The organism is Bradyrhizobium sp. SSBR45G (genome assembly GCF_030159255.1).
Classification (GTDB): Bacteria; Pseudomonadota; Alphaproteobacteria; order Rhizobiales; family Xanthobacteraceae; genus Bradyrhizobium.
In genome coordinates this window covers 175,731-197,275 of the sequence record NZ_BSCT01000002.1, presented here as the reverse complement: position 1 = coordinate 197,275, position 21,545 = coordinate 175,731, and the positions used below count along the sequence as shown (strand labels likewise).

General features: G+C 64.9%; 17 protein-coding genes and 2 tRNA genes. 7 read left to right on the top strand and 12 right to left on the bottom strand.

What is annotated here, in order from left to right:
* Positions 1–495 precede the first annotated feature (495 nt).
* Entirely contained in the window at positions 496–1,752 is a 1,257-nt protein-coding gene (gene pepT / locus QQL87_RS03845; protein WP_284418715.1) for a peptidase T, read from the top strand.
* 20 nt (positions 1,753–1,772) lie between these two features.
* On the opposite strand, the gene QQL87_RS03840 is transcribed toward pepT, so the two are convergent.
* Positions 1,773–2,630 carry a class I SAM-dependent methyltransferase gene (locus QQL87_RS03840; protein WP_284418714.1) on the bottom strand — a complete coding sequence of 286 codons (858 nt, stop codon included), beginning with the start codon at positions 2,628–2,630 and terminating at the stop codon, positions 1,773–1,775.
* A gap of 258 nt (positions 2,631–2,888) precedes the next feature.
* Here QQL87_RS03840 and QQL87_RS03835 point away from each other — a divergent pair, with 258 nt between their 5' ends.
* Positions 2,889–3,716 (top strand): metallophosphoesterase family protein, encoded by an 828-nt coding sequence (locus tag QQL87_RS03835; protein ID WP_284418713.1) that lies wholly within the window; start codon positions 2,889–2,891, stop codon positions 3,714–3,716.
* Here QQL87_RS03835 and QQL87_RS03830 read toward each other — a convergent pair.
* Complete coding sequence (locus QQL87_RS03830) at positions 3,655–4,140, bottom strand: Crp/Fnr family transcriptional regulator (protein ID WP_284418712.1); 486 nt, start codon at positions 4,138–4,140, stop codon at positions 3,655–3,657. The genes QQL87_RS03835 and QQL87_RS03830 overlap by 62 nt on opposite strands.
* Before the next feature lie 144 nt (positions 4,141–4,284).
* Between QQL87_RS03830 and QQL87_RS03825 the strand changes: the two genes are divergently transcribed.
* A complete protein-coding gene (locus QQL87_RS03825; RefSeq protein WP_284418711.1) occupies positions 4,285–4,494 on the top strand; it encodes a hypothetical protein in 210 nt (69 codons plus the stop codon).
* Between the two features lie 36 nt (positions 4,495–4,530).
* Here the strand turns inward: QQL87_RS03825 and QQL87_RS03820 are convergent.
* From QQL87_RS03820 to QQL87_RS03795, 6 genes are all read right to left on the bottom strand, one after another.
* A tRNA-Val gene (locus QQL87_RS03820) sits at positions 4,531–4,607 on the bottom strand.
* A gap of 222 nt (positions 4,608–4,829) precedes the next feature.
* Entirely contained in the window at positions 4,830–7,253 is a 2,424-nt protein-coding gene (gene lon / locus QQL87_RS03815) for an endopeptidase La (RefSeq protein WP_284418710.1), read from the bottom strand.
* Between the two features lie 328 nt (positions 7,254–7,581).
* On the bottom strand, positions 7,582–8,856 hold the full coding sequence (gene clpX / locus QQL87_RS03810; protein WP_284418708.1) for an ATP-dependent Clp protease ATP-binding subunit ClpX: 1,275 nt from the start codon (positions 8,854–8,856) through the stop codon (positions 7,582–7,584).
* A 442-nt stretch (positions 8,857–9,298) separates the two neighbouring features.
* On the bottom strand, positions 9,299–9,931 hold the full coding sequence (locus tag QQL87_RS03805) for an ATP-dependent Clp protease proteolytic subunit (protein ID WP_284418707.1): 633 nt from the start codon (positions 9,929–9,931) through the stop codon (positions 9,299–9,301).
* Between the two features lie 298 nt (positions 9,932–10,229).
* Positions 10,230–11,588 carry a trigger factor gene (gene tig, locus QQL87_RS03800; RefSeq protein ID WP_284418706.1) on the bottom strand — a complete coding sequence of 453 codons (1,359 nt, stop codon included), beginning with the start codon at positions 11,586–11,588 and terminating at the stop codon, positions 10,230–10,232.
* A 172-nt stretch (positions 11,589–11,760) separates the two neighbouring features.
* Positions 11,761–11,845: transfer RNA gene (locus tag QQL87_RS03795), tRNA-Leu, on the bottom strand.
* 174 nt (positions 11,846–12,019) lie between these two features.
* Here QQL87_RS03795 and QQL87_RS03790 point away from each other — a divergent pair.
* Positions 12,020–13,330, top strand: coding sequence for a multicopper oxidase domain-containing protein (locus tag QQL87_RS03790; protein WP_284418855.1), 1,311 nt, complete (start codon positions 12,020–12,022; stop codon positions 13,328–13,330).
* 24 nt (positions 13,331–13,354) lie between these two features.
* Entirely contained in the window at positions 13,355–14,437 is a 1,083-nt protein-coding gene (locus QQL87_RS03785) for an enolase C-terminal domain-like protein (protein ID WP_284418705.1), read from the top strand.
* Positions 14,438–14,606: 169 nt separating this feature from the next.
* On the opposite strand, the gene QQL87_RS03780 is transcribed toward QQL87_RS03785, so the two are convergent.
* Complete coding sequence (locus QQL87_RS03780; protein ID WP_284418704.1) at positions 14,607–16,106, bottom strand: NAD(P)H-hydrate dehydratase; 1,500 nt, start codon at positions 16,104–16,106, stop codon at positions 14,607–14,609.
* Between the two features lie 536 nt (positions 16,107–16,642).
* On the opposite strand from QQL87_RS03780, the gene QQL87_RS03775 reads away from it, so the two are divergent.
* Positions 16,643–16,981, top strand: coding sequence for a P-II family nitrogen regulator (locus QQL87_RS03775; RefSeq protein WP_009027873.1), 339 nt, complete (start codon positions 16,643–16,645; stop codon positions 16,979–16,981).
* Between the two features lie 226 nt (positions 16,982–17,207).
* Positions 17,208–18,617, top strand: coding sequence for a type I glutamate--ammonia ligase (gene glnA / locus QQL87_RS03770; RefSeq protein ID WP_284418703.1), 1,410 nt, complete (start codon positions 17,208–17,210; stop codon positions 18,615–18,617).
* A 374-nt stretch (positions 18,618–18,991) separates the two neighbouring features.
* On the opposite strand, the gene QQL87_RS03765 is transcribed toward glnA, so the two are convergent.
* From QQL87_RS03765 to QQL87_RS03755, 3 genes are all read right to left on the bottom strand, one after another.
* Positions 18,992–19,573, bottom strand: coding sequence for a hypothetical protein (locus tag QQL87_RS03765; protein ID WP_284418702.1), 582 nt, complete (start codon positions 19,571–19,573; stop codon positions 18,992–18,994).
* 128 nt (positions 19,574–19,701) lie between these two features.
* The gene (locus QQL87_RS03760; RefSeq protein ID WP_284418701.1) at positions 19,702–20,859 is read right to left on the bottom strand and encodes a lipase-like domain-containing protein; all 1,158 of its coding nucleotides are present in this window, start codon (positions 20,857–20,859) and stop codon (positions 19,702–19,704) included.
* A 61-nt stretch (positions 20,860–20,920) separates the two neighbouring features.
* A complete protein-coding gene (locus QQL87_RS03755; RefSeq protein ID WP_284418700.1) occupies positions 20,921–21,529 on the bottom strand; it encodes a hypothetical protein in 609 nt (202 codons plus the stop codon).
* Positions 21,530–21,545 lie beyond the last annotated feature (16 nt).

The window sequence follows — 21,545 nt, the reverse complement described above, 5'->3', positions numbered from 1 at the left end:
AACGCCGTCTGGGACGTTTGCCACTCGGGGAAGCGGCAGAAGATGACTGGCCCAGGGCCAATAAGCGGGACATCCAAAGGCGGGGCATGACAAGGTGGCCCTTGCGTCCGGTCACAATCGCCTCTGGCGAATCTGCGCCGCAGAGGGCACGGCTCAGCACGGTCTGGCAAAGATGCGCGCCGAGCAGATCCTTGGCCGGACCGTGCCAGGATCGCACGACACCCGCGGAAAGGAGACAAGGTCCGAATCTCCGGACTTTGTATTCTCCCGGTCCGGCGCGTGCGGCAGGCACTGGTCGTAATCCAGCCACCGGTCGCGTCGTAGCTTTCAAGGCGCCCGTAGAGGCGTATTCGGCCCCCGCAAAGGCAAGCGCGGAGGCGGTCTGACAGCATAAACCGGAGCTCGCTCTCTGGAATATCGCATAGCGAAACTGATATATTAATATACGTTCGATAAAGGTATTATAATCCTCCCACCTCTCGTCTTTTGGTGCCCATGTCCGACCAGCTTCCCAGCTATACCCACTCCGTCACCGAGCGCTTCCTGCGCTACGTCGTGGTCGACACCCAGTCGGACCCGACGTCTCCCACCTGCCCCTCGACGCTCAAGCAGAAGAATCTCGGCCGCCTTCTCGCCGCCGAGTTGCAGGCGCTGGGGCTGTCGGATGCTCATATGGACGATCACGGCTATGTCTATGCGACGATCCCCGCGACCACCGACAAGCAGGTGCCGGTGATCTGCTTCTGCTCGCATATGGACACCTCGCCCGACTGCTCCGGCGCCAACGTGAAGCCGCAGATCGTGCGCAACTATCAGGGCGGCGATATCGTGCTGCCCGGCGATTCCAGCCAGGTGATCCGTCCGTCCGAACATCCGGCGCTGAAGGACCAGATCGGCTGCGACATCGTCACATCCGACGGCACCACCCTGCTCGGCGCCGACAACAAGGCCGGCATTGCCGAGATCGTGGACGCAGCCCAGTTCCTGCTCAGCAACCCTCAGATCAAGCACGGCACGATCAAGATCCTGTTCACGCCCGACGAGGAGATCGGGCGCGGTGTCGACCGGGTCGACCTGAAGAAGCTCGGCGCCGACTTCGGCTACACCATGGACGGCGAGACCGCCGGCAATATCGAGGACGAGACGTTCTCGGCGGACGGCGCGACGATCCTCATCAACGGCGTCAGCGCCCATCCGGGCTTTGCCAAGGGCAAGATCGAGCACGCCATCAAGATCGCCTCCGCCATCGTCGAGCGCCTGCCCAAGGACACCTGCTCGCCGGAGACGACCGAGGGCAAGGAGGGCTTCCTGCATCCGGTCGCGATATCCGGCACGCTGGAGCAGGCGCGGCTCGACTTCATCGTGCGCGACTTCAGCGAGCAGGGGCTGCGGCAGAAGGAGGCGCTGCTCGAGGACATCGTCAAGGACGTGATGCAGGCCTATCCGCACTCGAGCTACGAAATGCAGGTCAAGGCGCAGTACCGCAACATGAAGGAAGTGATCGACCTGCATCCGCAGATCGTGACCTATGCCGAGGAGGCGATCCGCCGCGCCGGGCTCACGCCGGTCCGGACCTCGATTCGCGGCGGCACCGACGGCTCGCGGCTGTCCTTCATGGGTCTGCCCTGCCCCAACATCTTCGCCGGCGAGCACGCCTTCCACTCGCGACTCGAATGGGTCAGCGTGCGTGACATGGAGAAGGCGGTACAGACCATCGTGCATCTGGCGATGATCTGGGAGGAGCGCTCCTGAAAGGCTGCCCGGCGAGGGCCTCAGGCCCGCGCCGTCACCAGCCAGATCGAGCCGGACAGCGTGACGCTGCCGCCATCCTGGTACTGCGCAAGCAGGTCTCGCACGGATGCGCGCGCCGCCTCGCGCGTCTCAGTCGGGTGGCCCTCCAGCGCGCGGCTGGCTGGGCCGATCTCGAAGGCCGACTGCACGGCCGCGTCGAGCCCCTGCCCGCGCGCGATGTCGAGCGACAGCGCGTGGGCCTCCAGCGCCACGTCGCCGAAGCCAGCCTCGCTCAGGATGCGCGTCACCCGCGATTCGGCTGCGAAGGCGAACGGGCCGGGATCCTCCGGCGCCATCTCCGGCAGCTTCGGCACGTGGCGATACACCGCCTGCAGCGGCGCGATCATCCAGGGGTTGGCCTTCGGCTCGCGCCAGCAGGCGAACACGACGCGGCCGCCCGGCTTCAGCGCGCGGCGGATGTTGGCGAATGAGATCACGGGATCGGCGAAGAACATCACGCCGAAGCGCGAGACCATGAGGTCGAAGCTCGCCGCCGGGAACGGATGCACGGTGGCGTCGGCCAGCACGAACTCGGCAGGAAGCCCCGCAGGCGCCACCGCACGCGCCCGCTCGAGCATCGGCGCGGAGATGTCGACGCCAAGCACATGTCCGCCCGGCGCCACCTGCTGCGCCAGGGCAATCGCCAGGCCGCCGCAGCCGCAGCCGATATCGAGCACATGATCACCGGGCTTGGCCGCGATGCGTTCGATCAGGATCTGCGACACCGGCGCCAACAGGACGTCCTGCGCCTCCTGGCGATCGGACCAGCGCTGGCCGCCCGGCCCGTTCCAATAGGCGATCTGGTCGGCGTTACGGTCGTGGCCTGAGGGCAGCTGCATGATGCGCCTTGTCTGTTATCGTTGCCGGCGCCGGCATCGCCGCACGCCGCGGACTGACCTGTCAAGGCACGAGCGCGATGGCGGCCCTGCACAAGAACTGAGACGCGGGCGACCCGATCACCGGCTGACACCGGCCGAGCCGGCACGCATATGCCGCGCGAGCAGCGGTGCCCGGCTGCAGGCGCCGCCTCTCGGCCGTCCGCCGTTCTTGAAAGACCCTGCGGTCTCTGATTTGCATCGGAGGCCATTGGAGTCGTCATGCGCTGTCTCATCGTTGCCGATCTTCACTACACGCTGCCGCAGTTCGACTGGCTGGTCGCCGCGGCCGATCATTTCGACACGGTGGTGTTCGCCGGCGATGCGCTCGATCTGGCTTCGATCGTCGACATCCGCGCGCAGATCGTGGTCGTGAAGAAATACCTGGCGCTGCTGGCCGCCAAGACGCGCGTGATGATCTGCTCGGGCAATCATGATCTGGAGGAGCGCAGCGCGCAGGGCGAGAAGATCGCGGCCTGGATCGGCACCGTCCGCGAGCTCGGAATCGCCGCCGACGGCGACGACCTCCTGGTGGGCGATACGCTGTTCTCGGTCTGCCCGTGGTGGGATGGTCCAGTCGTCAAGGCCGCGATCGAACGCCAGCTCGATGCCGCAGCGGCCCGGACAGCCGCACGCAGGATCTGGGTGCATCATGCGCCGCCGGCCGATTCGCCGGTCAGCTGGGGCGGCAAGCGCTTCTTCGGCGACACCGAGCTGCAAGGCTTCATCGCGCGTCATCGGCCGGATATCGTGATCTCCGGTCACGTCCACCAGTCGCCCTTCATCAAGGACGGCTCGTGGTTCGATCGCCTGGGTGAGACCTGGGTGTTCAACACCGGGCGGCAGCCCGGACGGCCGCCGACCTACATGGTGCTCGACAGCGACGCGCAGCAGGCCTTCTGGCTGGCGGCGGGGCAAGCCGAGTGGATCGATCTCGCCAGCCCGCTGCAGCGGCCGGCCCAGCCCGTGACCGTGGCGCCGGACTGGCTCAGAGCCGTGGATCGGATTCCAGATCCGTTCCTGGCACGACCTGCTGCGGCGGCAGGTTGATCATGCTCTGCAGGACATCGCCGACCATCGACAGATGGCTGCCATGGCCGGAATATTGCCGCTTGAGATCGGCGAGATAGGTGTTGGCGACGTTGAGCCGCTGCGCCAGCATGCGCGCGATCGACAGCGTCGCCTCGGGATTTTCGGCAAGGAAGCGCGGCGCATCGGGGATTTCGTAGATCCGGCACTCGGCCAATGCGCGCACCGTCGCCGTGTGCGGCTGCTCCAGCAGCAGCGACATCTCGCCGAACAGCGCGCCCGGCTCCGAGACGACGGCGACGGAGGCACCGGCCTTGATCACCTCCAGCCGGCCTTCGAGCAGGATGTAGAGATGGCCGGTGTTGCCGCCCTCTTCCAGGAGGGCAACACCTGCGCTGATCGTCCGCTCAGCGCCTCCAGCACAATGGCGCAGAAAGTCGGTCATGTATTTGCCTCGACCTCGGTCCACGCAGCAGGGTAACGGAAGCACAGCCAATCGCCACACGAATTTGCGGCGACTGGCAGTGAGGGTTGCAGGCGAGACGTCAGCCTGCGGGAAGCAACAGCACGTGGGGGTTGAAGAGTAAGCATGAAGAACCAGTGGATCGACCTGTTCTTTTCGTGGCTGCCGTTTTTGAGCCTGATCGCGGTCTGGTTCGCTTTCAGCAAACGAATGAATGTCACGAAGATGTCGACCGACCTGCACGAACACTATGAGCGGCAGATCGCGGAAACCCAGCGCATGAACACGCTGCTCGAGCGGATTGCGGTCAGCTTGGAGAAACGCGCGACTGAATAGCTGTTGTTCGATGAGCGGGCATTGGCCCTGCCGGGATGGTAGGCGGTGAGAGATTCGAACTCCCGACCCTCTCGGTGTAAACGAGATGCTCTAACCAGCTGAGCTAACCGCCCGTCCTGCAGCACGTCGAGCGTTGCATCCGGTGTCCCGGACCGCCCCCGCGCTGCGCCTCTTTACCCCCTGCCCGACCTGCAATCAACGCCGGAACCACACGGCGGCAGGGAGAAAACCACCGCGGCATGGGCGCTCGGCCGATCGTCTGGAAACTTCCTGACGTCGCGATCCCACAAATGAAAACGGCGCCCTCTCGGGCGCCGTTTCCTGGATCTGTTCGTTCAGTGGGCCGTCAGGCCACCGGCGGCTTCGTCGCCGTCGCCCTTGACGGGCACCTTGGTGTCCTCTTCCCAGACGATCGGCACCGGCTTGCGGACCAGGGCCCGGGCGACGACGTCGTCGAGACGGGAGACCGGAATGATCTCCATGCCGCCCTTGATCGCATCGGAGATCTCCGTGAGATCCTTGGCGTTGTCCTCGGGGATCAGCACCGTCTTGATGCCGCCGCGGGCCGCGGCCAGCAGCTTCTCCTTCAGACCACCGATCGGCAGCACGCGACCACGCAACGTGATCTCGCCGGTCATCGCGACGTCGTGACGGATCGGAATCCCCGTCATGACCGAGATGATCGCAGTGGCCATCGCAACACCCGCCGACGGACCGTCCTTCGGGGTCGCCCCCTCCGGCACGTGGACGTGGATGTCGCGGCGATCGAACATTGGCGGCTCGATGCCGTAGATGATCGCCCGCGAGCGGACGTAGGACGCCGCAGCCGAGATCGACTCCTTCATGACGTCGCGCAGATTGCCCGTCACCGTCATCTTGCCCTTGCCGGGCATCATGACGCCTTCGATGGTCAACAGCTCGCCGCCCACATCGGTCCAGGCGAGGCCAGTCACGATGCCGATCTGGTCGTCCTGCTCGATCTCGCCGAAGCGATACTTCGGCACACCCAGGAATTCCTCGACGGCCTTCTCGGTGACCTTCACCGACTTCTTCTTGGACATCATGAGCTCCTTCACGGCCTTGCGGGCCAGTGTGGAAATCTCACGCTCCAGGTTACGCACGCCCGCCTCGCGGGTGTAGCGCCGGATCACGAGCAGCAACGCATCGTCGTCGATCGACCATTCCTTCGAATCCAGACCGTGCTTGGACAGCGCGGACGGGATCAGATGCTTGCGGGCGATCTCGACCTTCTCGGTCTCGGTGTAGCCCGCGATGCGGATGATCTCCATGCGGTCCATCAGCGGCCCGGGAATATTGAGCGTATTCGCGGTCGTGATGAACATCACGTTCGACAGGTCGTAGTCGACCTCCAGATAGTGATCGTTGAACGTCGTGTTCTGCTCGGGGTCGAGGACCTCCAGCAGCGCCGACGACGGGTCACCCCGGAAGTCCGAGCCCATCTTGTCGATCTCGTCCAAGAGGAACAGCGGGTTCGAGGTCTTGGCCTTGCGCATCGACTGGATGATCTTGCCGGGCATCGAGCCGATATAGGTCCGGCGATGACCGCGGATCTCGGCCTCGTCGCGCACGCCGCCTAGCGACACGCGAACGAATTCGCGGCCCGTGGCCTTCGCGATCGACTTGCCGAGCGAGGTCTTGCCGACGCCGGGAGGTCCGACCAGGCACAGGATCGGGCCGGTCAGCTTGTTGGCGCGCGACTGCACTGCCAGATACTCGACGATGCGGTCCTTGACCTTCTCGAGCCCATAGTGATCCGCATCCAGAACCGCCTGCGCGGCCTCCAGATCCTTCTTCACCTTGGACTTCTTGTTCCACGGGATCGACAGCAGCCAATCCAGGTAGTTGCGCACGACGGTCGCTTCGGCGGACATCGGCGACATCTGGCGCAGCTTCTTCAGCTCGTGCTGCGCCTTCTCGCGCGCTTCCTTGGAGAGCTTGGTCTTGTTGATGCGCTCTTCCAGATCGGCGAGCTCGTCGCGGCCGTCCTCGTCACCCAGCTCCTTCTGAATGGCCTTCATCTGCTCATTCAGGTAGTACTCGCGCTGGGTCTTCTCCATCTGGCGCTTGACACGCGAGCGGATGCGCTTCTCGACCTGCAGCACCGAAATCTCGCTCTCCATCAGGCCCAGCACCTTCTCCAGGCGCGTGGTGACGGACAGCGTCTCCAGGATGCCCTGGCGATCGGCGATCTTGACGGCGAGATGCGAAGCGACGGTGTCGGCCAGCTTGCCGAAATCGGTGATCGACTGAACGACGCCGACGACCTCAGCCGAGATCTTCTTGTTCAGCTTCACATAGCTCTCGAAGTCCGACACGACGGAGCGACCGAGCGCTTCGGCTTCGACCGACTTGGCATCGGTGTCCTCGAGCGCGACGGCGGTGGCTTCGTAGTAGTCGGCACGATCGGTGTATTTCTCGACGCGCGCGCGCTCCAGGCCTTCGACCAGCACCTTCACGGTGCCGTCGGGCAGCTTCAGGAGTTGCAGCACGCTGGCGAGCGTCCCGGTCTCGTAGATCGCATCCGGAGCTGGATCATCATCGGACGCATTCTTCTGCGTCGCCAACATCACGAGCGCGTCGTTCTTCATCACCTCTTCGAGGGCGCGGATCGATTTCTCGCGGCCGACGAACAGCGGCACGATGTTGTGCGGGAAGACGACGATGTCGCGGAGCGGCAGCACCGGATAGGCGTGGCTCTCGCCGTAAACGATGGTCGGCCGGGGTTTAGGGGTCGTCATGGCCTGTTCCTTTTGTTTTGCCCCCTTGCACGCAGCCCGCCATCGTGCGCAACCGCCACAAGGTGCGATCTGATCCGGACTTCACTGAGGCGTCGAAATCGCCCGCTGGTTTCGGATCGTTTGGTGAGGCGAATCCCGGGATTGAGATTTGTAACGCCACGCGACATTAGGTGGCTATCGACCCGGGGGGTGTCAAGTATCGGAAAACACCCGCCAAATATGGCTTTACGCGGCGGGACGCTGAAACGCTGCGAGGCTGCGGACGCAACGTCCGCAGCGATCGCCAATCTGATGAAACAAGGTCGTCTGTCTATCGTACCAGCGCGGATCACGCGCTGGCGCTGCTTTCCACGGCGCGATCGGAACGATCGGCATAGATGTAGAGCGGACGGGCGGTGCCTTCGACCACCTCCCGCGAGATGACCACTTCCTCGACCCCTTCGAGACCCGGCAGGTCGAACATCGTCTCGAGCAGAATGCTCTCGAGGATCGACCGCAGACCGCGCGCGCCAGTCTTGCGCTCGATGGCCTTGCGGGCGACCGCACCCAGCGCCTCGTCGGCGAAGGTGAGCTCGATGTTCTCCATCTCGAACAGCCGCTGGTACTGTTTCACCAGCGCGTTCTTCGGCTCGGTCAGGATCTTCTTCAGCGAGTTCTCGTCGAGATCCTCGAGCGTCGCCACGACCGGCAGACGGCCGACGAACTCCGGGATCAGGCCATACTTCAGCAGGTCTTCCGGCTCGACGTGACGGAAGATCTCGCCGGTGCGGCGGTCTTCCGGCGCCAGCACCTGGGCGGCGAAGCCGATCGAGGTCGACCGGCCGCGCGCCGAGATGATCTTCTCGAGGCCGGAGAACGCACCACCGCAGATGAACAGGATGTTGGTGGTGTCGACCTGCAGGAACTCCTGCTGCGGATGCTTGCGGCCGCCCTGCGGCGGAACCGACGCAACCGTACCTTCCATGATCTTGAGCAGCGCCTGCTGAACACCCTCGCCCGACACGTCGCGGGTGATCGAGGGATTGTCAGACTTGCGACTGATCTTGTCGATCTCGTCGATGTAGACAATGCCACGCTGCGCACGCTCGACATTGTAGTCGGCCGCCTGCAGCAGCTTCAGGATGATGTTCTCGACGTCCTCACCGACATAGCCCGCCTCGGTCAGCGTCGTCGCATCCGCCATCGTGAACGGCACGTCGAGGATGCGCGCGAGCGTCTGCGCCAGCAGCGTCTTGCCCGAGCCGGTCGGACCGATCAGCAGGATGTTCGACTTCGCGAGCTCGACGTCCGAGTGCTTGGTCTGGTGATTCAGCCGCTTGTAGTGGTTGTGAACGGCGACCGAGAGCACCTTCTTCGCATGGTTCTGGCCGATCACGTAATCGTCGAGGACCTTGCAGATCTCCTTCGGCGTCGGAATGCCGTCGCGCGACTTGACCAGCGAGGACTTGTTCTCCTCGCGGATGATATCCATGCACAGTTCGACGCACTCGTCGCAGATGAAGACGGTTGGACCTGCGATCAGTTTGCGGACTTCGTGCTGGCTCTTGCCGCAGAACGAGCAATATAGCGTGTTCTTCGAGTCGCCCGTGCCGACCTTACTCATTCCTGTCTCCGTCCGCGGTTCGCTCTTGTCCGCTCGTTCGCTCCGATCCGGCATCGGCCGGACTGGACTGTTGAAAGAGCAAATTTCGTACCAAAATTAAGACCTTGTTCTTCACCCGTCGTGCACCCACGACTTGCGCGAATCCCCCAACGATCCATAACTGGACACTCTAGCCAATCATGCTGTCATCCGACTATCAAGAATTCGCTAATCGGAGGACAGACCCTAGACCGTGACATTACCGTGATTTTGGGGCTTGACACGGTAAGAACACGCAAAATCGGCCGAACGTTGCGTGTTTGCCACGCCTGTTTGCCAGTTGCACGGCAGGGTTGCGGCCCTTTTGGGACCCACCCGGGTACCTTTGCCGGCTGGAGCCGACAAAGGGAATGCCGTGACGTCTCGAGGCCCGGCCAGCGGGCCTCGTCTTACTCGCGTCGGCTCACTTGCCCATGGCCGACGGATCTTCCGGCCGCTTGTCGATCACCTTGTCGATCAGGCCGAACTCCTGGGCGGCTTCCGCGGTGAGGAATTTGTCGCGTTCCAGCGCATCCTCGATCGACTTGTAGGGCTGCCCGGTGTGCTTGACGTAGATCTCGTTGAGCCGCTTCTTCAGGTTCAGGATTTCCTGGGCGTGCAGCATGATGTCGGTCGCCTGGCCCTGGAAGCCGCCGGACGGCTGGTGCACCATGATGCGCGAATTCGGCAGCGAGAAGCGCATGTCCTTGTGGCCGGCGCAGAGCAGCAGCGAGCCCATCGACGCCGCCTGGCCCGTGCACAGCGTCGACACCGCCGGACGGATGAACTGCATCGTGTCGTAGATCGCGAGGCCCGACGTCACCACGCCGCCCGGCGAGTTGATGTACATCGCGATTTCCTTCTTCGGGTTCTCGGCCTCGAGGAACAGCAGCTGCGCGACGATCAGGGTCGCCATGCCGTCCTCGACCGGACCGGTCACGAAGATGATGCGCTCCTTCAGGAGGCGCGAGAAGATGTCGTAGGCGCGCTCACCGCGGTTGGTCTGCTCGACCACCATGGGCACAAGGTTCATATAGGTTTCGACGGGATCGCGCATGAATCACCCAAGGGTTGGACCAGCAGTTGAAGACGACCGGCCGCCGCAGGTGAGGCTCGTTCAACGAGCAGCGACGGACAGTGGCCCCGTGATGCAGAACTTCAAGACCGAGCCCACAGATATGGACCAATTTCCCGGTGACAAGACCGGGTCCTCTGGCCAACCGCGAGCGAGGTCGTTGCCCTGTTCAAGCTGATTCCCGCGGCGGCGGCCAGCGTCGGAACCAGGCTGACCGGCGCTTTTGCCGGTCAACCTTAATCATGCGCTGATGTCGCGAACCCGACCAGAGGTGCCCCGATCAGGCCGCCTTGTCGCTGTCGTCGTCCTTGAACAGCTCGTCCTTGGAGACCTTCTTCTCGGTCACGTTGGCAAGCTCGAGGATGAAGTCGACGACCTTGTCCTCGTAGATCGGCGCGCGCAGCTGCGCGAGCGCCTGCGGGTTGCTGCGATAGAAGTCCCAGACCTCCTTCTCGCGGCCCGGCATCGAGCGCGCCCGCTCGATCACGGCGCGGCTGACCTCGTCGTCGGTCACGGTGATCTTGTTCTTCTCGCCGATCTCGGAGAGCACGAGGCCGAGGCGCACGCGCCGATCGGCGATCGTGCGGTACTCTTCCTTCGCCTTGTCCTCGGTGGTGTTCTCGTCGGCGAAGGTCTTGCCGCTGGAGTCCATCTCGGCCTTGACCGAGTTCCACATCAGGTTGAACTCCTCGTCGATCAGCGACGGCGGCGCATCGAACTTGTGGGTCTCGTCGAGACGGTCGAGCAGCGCGCGCTTCACGCGCTGGCGGGTCGCCTGGTTGAACTCGCCGGCGAGACGGTCGCGCATCAACTGCTTCAGCTTGTCGAGCGATTCGAGGCCGAGCGTCTTGGCGAACTCGTCGTCGACCACCTTCGCTTCGGGCGCCTCGATCGCGGTCGCCGTGGTCTCGAACTCCGCAGCCTTTCCGGCCAGATCGTTGTTGAGATAGTTGGTCGGGAACGAGACCTTCAGCGTGCGCGTCTCGCCGACACCGATGCCGGTCAGCTGATCCTCGAAGCCCGGGATGAAGGTGTTCGAGCCGATCACGACGTCGATGCCTTCACCGGTGCCGCCGTCGAAGGCGACGCCATCGATCGTCCCCTTGAAGTTGATCTTCACGCGGTCGCCGCTCTCGGCCTTCGCGCCCTCGGCCTTGGCCGCGTAGCTGCGGTTGGCGTCGGCCAGGCGCTTGATCGCCTCGTCGACATCGGCGTCCGTGATGTCGGCGACCGGCTTCTCCACCGAGAAGGCCTTGAAGTCGGCGAGCGTGATCGCGGGCACGACCTCGACGGCCACGGTGTAGGTGAGGTCCGACTGGCCGGAGAGGATTTTCTCGACCTCGGCCTCCTCGGTCGGCATCGTCACCTTCGGCTCGGTCGCCAGGCGGAAGCCGCGCTCGGTGAAGATCTGGGTGTTGGTGTCGCGGATGGTCTGGTCGATGGTCTCGGCCATGACCGACTTGCCGTAGATCTTCTTCAGATGCGCGACCGGAACCTTGCCGGGACGGAAGCCGTTGATGCGGACCTTGTCCTTCAGGTCGACCAGCTTGGCATCCGCCTTGGCGTCGAGATCCGCCGCGGGAACGCTGATCTGGAACTCGTGCTTCAAGCCTTCCGACAAGGTTTCTGTGACCTGCATGGCGTCAATCTTCTTCCGCTACGGTCCGGACCCTTGCGATCCGAACACACCTGATTCAATTGTGGACGACGCGCGGCAACGAGCCTTGCGCCGGTGGGATCGGTGCCCCCGCTCTCCCATTGCAGGAGCGCGGATGCGCCGTGAAACTTGGGGCAAACGCTGAGGAAGCGCTTGGTGCGGGCGGAGGGACTCGAACCCCCACAACTTTCGTCACTGGAACCTAAATCCAGCGCGTCTACCAGTTCCGCCACGCCCGCGTGAACTGCATCGATAGCCCGGCCGCGATGCCGCGGGCGGCGCGGCTTATACCACGCGCGAAACTCTCCGCAGCAAAAAAATGGGCCTTCGACAGCGCCCGCGGCCGGCCCACCGGCCAAGCTCGCGGCACACATAAGGGAAAACAACGTGATCCGCATCCCCCTCAACGCACAATGTTTTGTCGCATGACGCAGCCTGTGGAGGGGGTCAGCCGCCGGACGCTGCTCGGCGGCTTTGCCGCAGCCTGGACCGTCACGTGGCCACGGATTGTGACGGCTGCCGAACGGATGTCCGTCGCCTTGGAGGCGCGGGCCGAATCTGCCGCGCTTGCTCCCGGCCGTCAGCCAACCCGGATCTGGCGGCTGGCCGGAGGCGCTCCGGTCCTGCGGCTGGCGCGTGGCGCCGCGCTCGATCTGACCCTGACGAACGGCCTTTCGATCCCGGCCGCTCTCTCCGGCCGCGGCCTCGCCATGGCTGCGCCGCTGATCGTGCAGCAGCCAGTTGGCCCAGGCGGCCGCGCCAGCGTCGCGGCGGCGGTGGGGGGAGCCGGGACCGGGCTGCTCGACCTGCGTCTGCTGGCCGATGGCGCGGCAGCCCCGATCCGGCCGCTGCCTCTGATCGTCGATGAGGCCGGTCCTGTAACCGCCGACCGCGACGAGGTTTTCCTGGTCGAGGATGTCAGGCTCAAAGCCGATGGCACCGCCCTGGCACCGGGAACGGAGGCAGGGGACGCCGAGCTGATCTACACCGTCAACGGCGAGATCCAGCCGGAGATCGCGCTGCGGGCCCAGGCGCGGGTCAGGCTCAGGTTCATCAATGGCTGCCAACGCGCTGTGATCGCGATCAAAATCGCCGACATCGACGCCGTCCGGGTGATGGCCATCGACAGCCAGCCGGCCGAGCCGTTCCTGGCGCGCAACGGCGCCGTGCTGCTGCCGCCGGGCGGCCGCACCGACGTGTTCATCGACATGCCCGCCGTGAAAGCGCCGCTGCCGGTGCTGCTGCACGACGGCACCAGCGCCCGGCCGATCGCCCGCCTGGCGCCGTCGAACGAACCGCCATTGCGGGCCGCCCCGCTTCCCCCGCCAGCGGCCTTGCCGTCGAACGGATTGCCCGACCGGCTGGACCTCGGCAAGGCCGTTCGCGTCGAGCTCGCACCCGACGGCCCCGACTGGAGGCCACCTGCGCAATTCAACGCGTCCGCGCCGCCCGCCTTCCAGGCCCGGGCGGGCCGGGTCGTCGTGCTGGCGCTTGCCAACAAGGCGAGCGGCGCCCGGGTCGTTCACCTGCACGGCCAGCCGTTCCGGCTGCTCGACCGCCTGGACGACGGCTGGAAGCCCTATTGGCTAGATACGCTGGCGCTGGAGCCCGGCCAGACCCAGCGCATTGCGTTTTCAGCCGAGACCGTCGGCCGATTCCTGATCGAGAGTGTCGCCACCGATTGGGCGGCGCCGCGCCTCGTGCGGTGGTATGAGGTCAGGTGAGGAAACGAACCAGGGAGAACTCCCATGACCATTGCCGCCATCACCGGCGTGACCGCGCGCGCCGTCGTCACCCCGATGAAGCGCCCGTTGCGCAACGCTTTCGGCATCATCGATTCCGGCCCGCTGGTGCTGATCGACGTGACGACCGATCAAGGGGTGACCGGCCATTCCTATCTCTTCGCCTACACCAGGCTCGCGCTGAAGCCGCTGGTGCTGCTGGTCGAGGAGATCGGCAGCGAGCTCAAAGGCAAGGCGCTAGTGCCGTTCGATCTGATGCGGCTGATGGACGCCAAATTCCGCCTGCTCGGCTGGCAGGGGCTGGTCGGCATGGCCGTGTCAGGCCTCGACATGGCGTTCTGGGATGCGCTCGGACAGATCGCGGGCAAGCCGGTCGTCGAGCTGCTCGGCGGCAGCGCGCGGCCGATCCCCGCCTATGACAGCTATGGCGTGCTCGATGCCGCGGCCGATGAGCGCACCTTGCGCAGCGCGCGCGACGAGCACGGCTTCCGCGCCATCAAGACCAAGGGCGGCCATGGCGATCTCGCCACCGATGAGGCGATGATCAACGGCCTGCGCGCCCTGTTCGGCCCGGACATGGCGCTGATGCTCGACTTCAACCAGTCGCTCGATCCCGCTGAGGCCACGCGCAGAATTGCGCGCCTTGCGGATTACGACCTGACCTGGATCGAGGAGCCGGTGCCGCAGGAAAACCTCTCCGGCCACGCGCAAGTGCGCGAGCGCGCGGAGATTCCGATCCAGGCCGGCGAGAACTGGTGGTTTCCACGCGGCTTTGCCGAAGCGATCGCGGCTGGCGCCTCCGACTTCATCATGCCCGATTTGATGAAGGTCGGCGGCATCACCGGCTGGCTCAACGTCGCGGGCCAAGCCGATGCGGCGTCGATCCCGATGTCGAGCCACATCCTGCCGGAGGCGAGCGCGCATGTGCTGGCGGTGACGCCGACCGCGCATTGGCTCGAGGTGCTCGACTTCGCCGGCGCCATCCTCAGCCAGCCGCTGCAGGTGATCGACGGCAAGGTGACCGCGCGAGGCCCGGGCCTCGGGCTCGCGTGGAACGAGAGCGCGGTGGCGAAGTATCAGGTCACGTGAGCGAAAAGCGGGAAGTGAGTTGTACCGGCACTGCCACACCCTCAGCTGTCATCGCCCGGCTTGACCGGGCGATCCAGTACTCCGAGACGCCGGTGATTGAATCGATAGGCCGCTGCGTACTGGATGCCCGCCTGCGCGGGCATGACAGTCTTTGCTGGGCAACAGCGCGTCAATACTCAATCCCGAACCGGTCATAGAGCCGCCGGAACACCGCCGGCAGCGTCTCCGTCAGGTCCTCCGCGATCAGGCCCGGCCCCGCCTCGGAGCCGGCCTCGCCATGCAGCCAGACGCCGATGCAGGCGGCCTCGAACGCCGGCACACCTTGCGCCAATAGCCCCGCGATGATGCCGGCGAGCACGTCGCCGGCGCCGGCGGTGGCGAGCCAGGGCGGCGCATTGGCGGCGATCGAGGCGCGTCCGTCGGGCGCGGCGACGGTGGTGTCGGCGCCCTTCAGCAGCACCACGGCGCCGCAGCGCGCGGCGGCCGCGCGCACCCGCTCGATCTTGGAGCGGCCGGGATATTTGTTGCTGAGATCCGAGAACAGCCGCGGGAATTCGCCCTCATGCGGGGTCAGCACGATCTGCGCGTCCGCCGTCGCCCTGATCTGCTCGAACAGCCGCTCCGGCGCATCGGCAAAGCTCGTCAGCGCATCCGCATCGAGCACCAGATGACGCTGCGCCGTCAGAGCCGTGAAGACGAGGTCGCGCGTGCGCTCGCTCACGCCGCTGCCGGGACCGATGATGCAGGTGTTATAGCGCTTGTCGCCGAGCAGCTCGCCGAACTCGATCGCGGTGTCGGCGGCGCGCACCATCACCGCCGTCAGCGCCGCCGCGTTGACGATCAGCGCATCACGCGGCGAGGCCAGCGTGACCAGGCCTGCGCCGGCCCGCAGCGCCGCGCGCGCGGCCAGGCGTGCGGCGCCGGTGGCCGCCACATCGCCCGACATCGCCAGCACATGCCCGCGCGCATATTTGTGGCCATCGATGCGCGGCACCGGAAACTGGCCGTGCCACAGCTCGGGATCGTTCTCGAACAGCTGCGGCCGGATCTCGCCGAGCACCTGCGCATCGATGCCGATGTCGGCGAGCCGGACCTGGCCGCAATGCTGGCGCCCGGGCAGCAGCAGATGCGCCGGCTTCTTGCGGAAGAAGGTCACGGTCTCGGTGGCGCGGACGGCGATGCCCATCACCGCCCCGGTGGTGCCGTTGATGCCGCTCGGCAGATCGACCGCGAGCACCGGTGCGCCATTGGCGTTGATCGCGGCGATCACCTCGTGCGGCTCGCCCGAGACGGGCCGGCTGAGGCCGGCGCCGAACAGCGCATCGATGATCAAGGCCGGCTTGCCGATCGCCTGCGGCGTGAACGGCAGCACCGGAAACTTCCAGCCCTTGGCGGCGGAGGCGGCGTCGCCCTGCAGCGCATCGCGCTCGCACATCAGGATCACCGAGACCTCGCGGCCCTGCGCCGCCAGCTCGGCCGCCGCGACGAAACCGTCGCCGCCATTGTTGCCGGGCCCGCACACGACCAGGATCGGCCCCTCCTCGACCAGGTCCATGGCGGCGGCCGCCACCGCCTGGCCGGCGCTCAGCATCAACGAGAAGCCGGGCGTGCCGGCTGCGATCGTCAGCCGGTCGGCGCGCTCCATTTCACTCGTGGTCAACACGTCCATTGCTGCTCATGTCCCCTGCAGCCGCCACGTCGCGCCGGCTGCCCGTCCTGTCTGCCCTGATCCCGCCCGCGCGCCCCGCCCGGACGCGCTGGCCGACTCCGGCCCCTGCCTCTCCTATTGCTGCGCCTGCCGCAAGTTCCAAAGACCGGATCGGTCGAATTGGACGGCTGACCACACCGGCAGCATCGCCTTTTCCCTGGGCATTTCGGTCCGCCCGCAGACGCCCCATCATCATCTGCACAACTTGTGGCCTGTTTGCCTAATTCGCAGGCTTCGGTATTCTGGGCACTCCCCAAGGGGAGTCGTCGGGTCTGCACCAAAGGCCCAGATATCCGCTCGATTCAGGCTCGTTAACGACTTGGCATAGACCCTGCTTTTGTGGAGCCACTTCGGCACGGGGCAAGACGGGCTGTCAATCACCGTGCCTCCGCCGGAGCATGTTGGGCCCGGTAACGAATGATCGAACAACCTGCGCGTTGGCGCAGCCTGACGATGACCCACCTGTTTTTTATAGCGGAATGCCCGGGAGGCGCTCAGTGAAGAAAATCGAAGCCATCATCAAGCCGTTCAAGCTCGACGAGGTGAAGGAGGCGCTTCAGGAAGTGGGACTTCAGGGCATCACCGTCACCGAAGCCAAGGGATTTGGCCGGCAGAAGGGCCATGCCGAGCTCTATCGCGGCGCCGAATACATCGTCGACTTCCTGCCCAAGGTGAAGATCGAGATCGTGATCGGCGACGACCTGGTCGAGCGCGCGATCGAGGCGATCCGCCGCGCCGCCCAGACCGGCCGCATCGGCGACGGCAAGATCTTCGTTTCCAACATCGAGGAAGCCATTCGCATCAGGACCGGGGAATCGGGGCTGGACGCGATCTAGCCCGCCGCGAGGGGCTTGGAACGGTCGCCCCGCCCCGAGCCTCGGATGGAGAAAATTTGTTGCGAAAGCAGCAGCGATGGCAGCTCAGGCGTCCTTCATGGGACGCCTGCAGGCGGCCGTTTTGGCGTTTCCGATGTTGTCTTGGACCCCGCGCGAGGCTATGGAGCATCACCCGCGGACGCCGTCCCGCGCCGGGCCGTGACGTTACAAGCCAAGAGGGGTATTCATGAAGACCGCCAAGGACGTCTTGAAAGCAATCAAAGACAACGACGTCAAATACGTCGACCTCCGCTTCACCGATCCGCGGGGCAAGTGGCAGCACGTCACCTTCGACGTCAGCATGATCGACGAAGATATTTTTGCCGAAGGCACGATGTTCGACGGCTCCTCGATCGCCGGCTGGAAGGCGATCAACGAATCCGACATGTGCCTGATGCCCGACCCGGTCACCGCGACGATCGATCCGTTCTTCGCCGAGACCACCATGATCATCACCTGCGACGTGCTCGAGCCGACCACCGGCGAGCCCTACAATCGCGACCCCCGCGGCATCGCCAAGAAGGCCGAGGCGATGGTGAAGTCGATGGGCGTGGGCGACACCGTGTTCGTCGGCCCCGAAGCCGAGTTCTTCGTGTTCGACGACGTCCGCTACAGCTCCTCGCCCTACAACACCGGCTTCCGCCTCGACTCCTCGGAGCTCCCGACCAATTCCGACACCGAATATGAGGGCGGCAATCTCGGCCACCGCATCCGCACCAAGGCCGGCTACTTCCCGGTCCCGCCGCAGGACTCGGTGCAGGACATGCGCTCTGAGATGCTGGGCGCAATGGCCCGCATGGGCGTCAAGGTCGAGAAGCACCATCACGAGGTGGCCTCCGCCCAGCACGAGCTCGGCATGAAGTTCGACACGCTGACGCTGATGGCCGACCAGATGCAGATCTACAAATACTGCATCCATCAGGTCGCGCACATCTATGGCAAGACCGCCACCTTCATGCCGAAGCCGGTGTACGGCGACAACGGCTCTGGCATGCACGTCCACCAGTCGATCTGGAAGGACGGCAAGCCGGTGTTCGCGGGCAACAAGTATTCCGACCTGTCGGAGACCTGCCTGTCCTACATCGCCGGCATCATCAAGCACGCCAAGGCGATCAACGCCTTCACCAACCCGTCGACCAACTCCTACAAGCGTCTGGTCCCGGGCTATGAGGCGCCGGTGCTGCTCGCCTACTCCGCGCGCAACCGCTCGGCCTCGTGCCGCATCCCCTACACCTCCTCGCCGAAGGCCAAGCGCGTCGAGGTCCGCTTCCCCGATCCGCTCGCCAACCCCTATCTCGGCTTCGCCGCGATGCTGATGGCCGGCCTCGACGGCGTGAAGAACAAGCTCGATCCGGGCCCTGCGATGGACAAGGACCTCTACGACCTGCCGAAGGAAGAGCTGAAGCAGATCCCGACCGTCTGCGGCTCGCTCCGCGAGGCGCTCGAGAACCTCGACAAGGACCGCGCCTTCCTGAAGGCCGGCGGCGTGTTCGACGACGACTTCATCGACAGCTACATCGAGCTGAAGATGACCGAGGTCGCGCGCTTCGAAATGACCCCGCACCCGGTCGAGTTCGACATGTACTACTCGGGCTAAAGCCAGATCAGATCGGCGGAGACGACATCAGGGCGCCCCTCGCGGGGCGCCCTTTTGTTTGGTGGCGCGTTGCTTGTTGAAGAGAGATCACGGGCCTCGTCCTTCGAGACGCTTGGCTTCGCCAAGCTCCTCAGGATGAGGGGATGGATCTCGTCGTGTTGATGGTCCGCTGTGCGGCGCCACCGTCAGCGCTTCATCCTCTCCATGAGGTTGCTGTCGGAAGGTGGCAGCGAACTCATGGTCAATGTGCAGTGCCGATCCCGGCTGTTTCCCCTCATGGTGAGGAGGCGCGCGCCCATCAGCACGTGGGAGGAACGAACAAAGAACCGCGCGCCGTCTCGAACCATGAGGCCCGCTCGTCAACACAGCAGCTGCTATTTCTCGGGGAAGCGAACCTCGATCTGCTCGACCACCGGCCCCCATGTACGCATCGTGGCGTTGTCGGATGCAACCGGATCGCCACCGGGCGCGCGCCTGCCATCCTTGCCCCGCCCGAAGCGCACCACGATTTCGCACCCACCCGGCAGCGGACGACCGAGCACGCCGCCCTTCCAGTTGACGACGAAGCCGCTGAAGTCCGAGTCGATCCCGGTAATGAGAAACGGCTTGCGGTTGATCTTCTGAACCTCGGCCAATGTCGAGCCGATCGTCACCCCAGCCACGTTCCAATGACTGGTCTTGGCATCTCGCAACGTCAGCCGCGCGACGCGGCTCATGGCTTCATCGGCGAACAACACGTCGATGCGCCACTCAGGGGAGTGCGGCAGAAGCGTAACGCCTCGGTAGGTGATGTCCTCGACACCGGTGTAGAGATCATCTGCGATCACCGCCTCCTGACCAAAGCGCTGCATGAGGCCCTTGGCGGAGTCCGCGACCGACACCGGCGAGGTGCAGGTGATCGGCCCGTCGGCTGGCGGCACGGTCTGCGCCGCCGCTGGCGTGAAGGCTATCAGCATCAAGAGAACGGCCGTGCTACGCATGCTGCTCCTAAGCTCCTCCCCCCGCAGCGTCACCATCCTTCGTGGCAAAATTCGCACCGACCGCGCCGCTGATCTGTCTCCTCGCTCAAACTGCGGATCGTCCGCTAGTCCAGGAGCGCAGCGAGGCTCTGGTACAGCTTGCGCTGCGCCGCCTTGGCCCCCGGCTTTACTCCGGCGCCGAACGCCGGGTCGAGGTGGTCGAGGGACCTGCCGGCGACGTTTTCGACGCGCTCGAAATACCATTTGCCTTTCTCAATCGATTGGCCGCCCAAAAATCCTTCCTGGCCGATCGACTCCCGGCAGTGGGTGAAGGGGAAACGCTGTGAGATCGTGCTCACGGCGCCATCGTTCTCGCGCCATGCTGCGATCCGAAGCTCCGGCGTCCTATTCCAGTCCTGCAGGGGAAGAGCTTCGGCAACGAAGTCGGCCCTGTCGGCCTGATAGATCGCGGTCGCCAGCAGCAGCGGGTTGATTCCAGGATAACGAATTGGAAGCGGGATGCCGAGCACGGTTCGCCTCGCCGGCATGCTGGTGACCAGCGAGAGATAATAGGTGGTGGGATTGATCTTGAACGCCGCATTGGCGTCAAGGCAGCCCGCCAAGGTCAGGTCATGCGCAAGATTGTCGCGGCCGCGCGCGAAGGCATCCGTGTCGATCCACTGCTCGAGCCAGGGATCGATTCCCGCCTGCGGAAGCTGGGGCAGGAAGTCGACCAATTTGACGGCCGTCTCAATCAACCGTTCCGGCTTCTGGACGAGGTTGCCGGTGGCGGGATCACACCCGAACAGGTAGGTCAGCGTCGAGCCGTTCAGCACGCCTGAGATACAGATGATGGCTTCGATCCAATTGGCGTTCGATTTCACCTCGAAGAAGTCCTCGGCAAGCAGCCGCTGCAGGGCGAGGCAGGTGTGAGCTCCCGCACTGTGCCCGACGAGGACGATCGGATGGTCTTGCGACCACTCGGGCAGCAGAGGCTGCGGCGGAACATGTTTGCGCTCGTTCCGCTCCACGACCGGGCGCTTGATGCCTTCCTGTCCATTGCCGTATTTGAAATGGCCGCCTCGGATCTGGGCGAACAGCTCGCAGGCACGATCATTGAAGGAGCTCACCGGCCCGCATTTGACTTCATGCACCTCGAAGCGTTCCCTCGGGAACTGCGCGAGCGCCTCGCCCCAATAGGAAAGCCCCACCAACTCGTTCTCGCCCCAACCGAAGATGCCGTGAACGAAGATGACCGTGCGCGACTTGAGGTTCAGACTCATTGCCACCCCTCCCGGCGTCTGGTGATGCGATCTCCCCCGCCTCAACGAAGCGCGGTCGTCGTCACTTCGCAGCGAAGTTCACGCTGATCTCGGTGACGACAGGTGCGAATTTCAGCAGTGAGGCATTGTCCGACGCCACCTTGACGCCGTCGCCCGAAAGCGCCTTCGGTACATTGCCGTCCCTGCCGAAGCGCACCGTGAGCGAGCAGCCGCCCGGCAGCATGCGGCCCAGCGCGCCGTTCTTGAAGTCGGTGACGAAGCCGCCATAGTCCCAGCCGAAGCCGCTCACGACGAACGGCTTGCCGTTGGCCTTCTGGACCGCGGCAAGGCTCGCACCAATCGTGACCCCGGCCACGCTCCAGCGGCTGGTCTTGGCCGTGTCGCGCAAGGTGAGGCCGGACACCGTGGCCGTCTTATCTTCGACGAAGCCGACCTCGATGCGCCGGTCCATCGCCCGCGGAAACAGCACCAGGCCCTTGTAGGTCTCGCCCTCGACGCCCGGCAGATCCTGCAGCACGGCGTCGTCGCCGTAGCGCTGCCTCAGGCTCTTCGCCGAATCGGTGGCCGCGACCGGCGACGTGCAGCTGATCGGGCCCTCCATCGGCGGCGTGCCTTGGGCGAAGGCCGGAGCGGCGAGGAGCACAAGGGCAACAGTCAGGACGTGGCGCATCAGGGATTCCCTGTGA

What these genes read in the sequence shown, in the direction of transcription:
- pepT (WP_284418715.1), top strand. Translation starts at nt 496, where the DNA reads ATGTCCGACCAGCTTCCCAGCTATACCCACTCCGTCACCGAGCGCTTC.
- QQL87_RS03840 (WP_284418714.1), bottom strand. Translation starts at nt 2,630, where the DNA reads ATGCAGCTGCCCTCAGGCCACGACCGTAACGCCGACCAGATCGCCTAT.
- QQL87_RS03835 (WP_284418713.1), top strand. Translation starts at nt 2,889, where the DNA reads ATGCGCTGTCTCATCGTTGCCGATCTTCACTACACGCTGCCGCAGTTC.
- QQL87_RS03830 (WP_284418712.1), bottom strand. Translation starts at nt 4,140, where the DNA reads ATGACCGACTTTCTGCGCCATTGTGCTGGAGGCGCTGAGCGGACGATC.
- QQL87_RS03825 (WP_284418711.1), top strand. Translation starts at nt 4,285, where the DNA reads ATGAAGAACCAGTGGATCGACCTGTTCTTTTCGTGGCTGCCGTTTTTG.
- lon (WP_284418710.1), bottom strand. Translation starts at nt 7,253, where the DNA reads ATGACGACCCCTAAACCCCGGCCGACCATCGTTTACGGCGAGAGCCAC.
- clpX (WP_284418708.1), bottom strand. Translation starts at nt 8,856, where the DNA reads ATGAGTAAGGTCGGCACGGGCGACTCGAAGAACACGCTATATTGCTCG.
- QQL87_RS03805 (WP_284418707.1), bottom strand. Translation starts at nt 9,931, where the DNA reads ATGCGCGATCCCGTCGAAACCTATATGAACCTTGTGCCCATGGTGGTC.
- tig (WP_284418706.1), bottom strand. Translation starts at nt 11,588, where the DNA reads ATGCAGGTCACAGAAACCTTGTCGGAAGGCTTGAAGCACGAGTTCCAG.
- QQL87_RS03790 (WP_284418855.1), top strand. Translation starts at nt 12,020, where the DNA reads ATGTTTTGTCGCATGACGCAGCCTGTGGAGGGGGTCAGCCGCCGGACG.
- QQL87_RS03785 (WP_284418705.1), top strand. Translation starts at nt 13,355, where the DNA reads ATGACCATTGCCGCCATCACCGGCGTGACCGCGCGCGCCGTCGTCACC.
- QQL87_RS03780 (WP_284418704.1), bottom strand. Translation starts at nt 16,106, where the DNA reads ATGGACGTGTTGACCACGAGTGAAATGGAGCGCGCCGACCGGCTGACG.
- glnA (WP_284418703.1), top strand. Translation starts at nt 17,208, where the DNA reads ATGAAGACCGCCAAGGACGTCTTGAAAGCAATCAAAGACAACGACGTC.
- QQL87_RS03765 (WP_284418702.1), bottom strand. Translation starts at nt 19,573, where the DNA reads ATGCTGATAGCCTTCACGCCAGCGGCGGCGCAGACCGTGCCGCCAGCC.
- QQL87_RS03760 (WP_284418701.1), bottom strand. Translation starts at nt 20,859, where the DNA reads ATGAGTCTGAACCTCAAGTCGCGCACGGTCATCTTCGTTCACGGCATC.
- QQL87_RS03755 (WP_284418700.1), bottom strand. Translation starts at nt 21,529, where the DNA reads ATGCGCCACGTCCTGACTGTTGCCCTTGTGCTCCTCGCCGCTCCGGCC.